Below are 1,288 nucleotides of genomic sequence, written 5' to 3' on the forward strand. Positions count from 1 at the left end.
GATCATCCTGAGTTTTAATCTGACTGGCTATTTGATCTACCAGTTTTTCGTTGATTTCAACGCTCATTGTTATTCTCCATTTTGGAGTATTAACGACAAGCGTTTACACAATTTAAATTACATTCCCTCTAAATCATATTCTGAAGAAAGATACTTGATTGATAATCTGGTGTTGAGGTTTTCAAGTCGTCGAGTGATTTCTTTCCTATTTGCAATACCAAAATTAAGCCTCACAAGCTCTGTTCTATTTTTCTCGAATTTTTTTTCAATTTCTGCAATCTTACTATCATGAAGTTTTTCGAACCTTTCATTTAAGATTTCAGCCAACATCTCACCAGCCTGTATACGTTCGAGAATATCTTCAGCAGCAGAACGGCTGTATTCAACATGGATAAGTTCTGAACCTGCGTATAAGCCGTAATGTGTTCCCAAGTTTTTGGTGAAATTTCTTCGTAGTTCCATAATCTTTAAAAAACTCAGAATTATAACCTTATGAGTTATGATCAGCTAAAAACTATTAGACCAGTGGCACTCTATATTCATCAAAGCATCCAACTGACCTTTGATGACAGTTGGATGATTTGATCAGTGGTAAATCTTAATCACGGAAGAACGATTCTTTTGAATGCGCATCAGCAGATGCTTGTGCTTCACAGCTATCACAATAGTCCCTGGCATTTTGGTAATATTCCACCAGATCGTCGTCGTCTAAAATATTGGTGCAATCTCTTTGGTACTCGTCACACTCATGGGTGTAACCTGGACATTGTACTTCCTCAATAAGAGGTTTGATGCAGTTATCAAAATGGTATTTCTGAGCAATTGATAGCTTATCGTACCCATTAGAGACAGCATATTTTGCGATACCAACAATCGTGGTTTCGTCGACTTTATTCTCTCTGGCTGACGACTCAAGCATTTCCACATTATTATCAATAATTACGTCAAGTGCTGCTAAGTTCATAAATTACTTTTTATACCCTTATCACATGGCTGATTTACGAAAGGCTTCCATAGTACCAAAAGAATTTGACTCAAAGTGAGAGTATAAGTACGGTAAAAGCACATGCTGGGAAATTACCCGGTCACTTAACCATTCCCTGCTTGCATCCTTCAGAAGAACCCGCTTAACAGCGGGTTTTTTTGTGTCTGCGGGATCATAAATCGCCTCCCAAGCTACACCACTAAAAAAAAGGGACACCATGTACCGCTTTTCCGCTTCGTCCAAACGGCATTTGGCCAGTTGCGATGAACGGCTTCAGCTTGTCTTCAATAAGGTGATCCAGCA

General features: G+C 38.7%; 2 protein-coding genes. Both read right to left on the reverse strand.

All coding sequences use genetic code 11. The features are described from left to right. Positions 1–117 precede the first annotated feature (117 nt). The gene (locus AK963_RS29135) at positions 118–462 is read right to left on the reverse strand and encodes a hypothetical protein (protein ID WP_066018742.1); all 345 of its coding nucleotides are present in this window, start codon (positions 460–462) and stop codon (positions 118–120) included. Between the two features lie 136 nt (positions 463–598). Further along, a complete protein-coding gene (locus AK963_RS29140; protein ID WP_066018743.1) occupies positions 599–964 on the reverse strand; it encodes a hypothetical protein in 366 nt (121 codons plus the stop codon). Between the last annotated feature and the right edge of the window lie 324 nt (positions 965–1,288).

This window comes from Endozoicomonas atrinae (assembly GCF_001647025.1).
Taxonomy (GTDB): domain Bacteria; phylum Pseudomonadota; class Gammaproteobacteria; order Pseudomonadales; family Endozoicomonadaceae; genus Endozoicomonas; species Endozoicomonas atrinae.

What these genes read in the sequence shown, in the direction of transcription:
- AK963_RS29135 (WP_066018742.1), bottom strand. Translation starts at nt 462, where the DNA reads ATGGAACTACGAAGAAATTTCACCAAAAACTTGGGAACACATTACGGC.
- AK963_RS29140 (WP_066018743.1), bottom strand. Translation starts at nt 964, where the DNA reads ATGAACTTAGCAGCACTTGACGTAATTATTGATAATAATGTGGAAATG.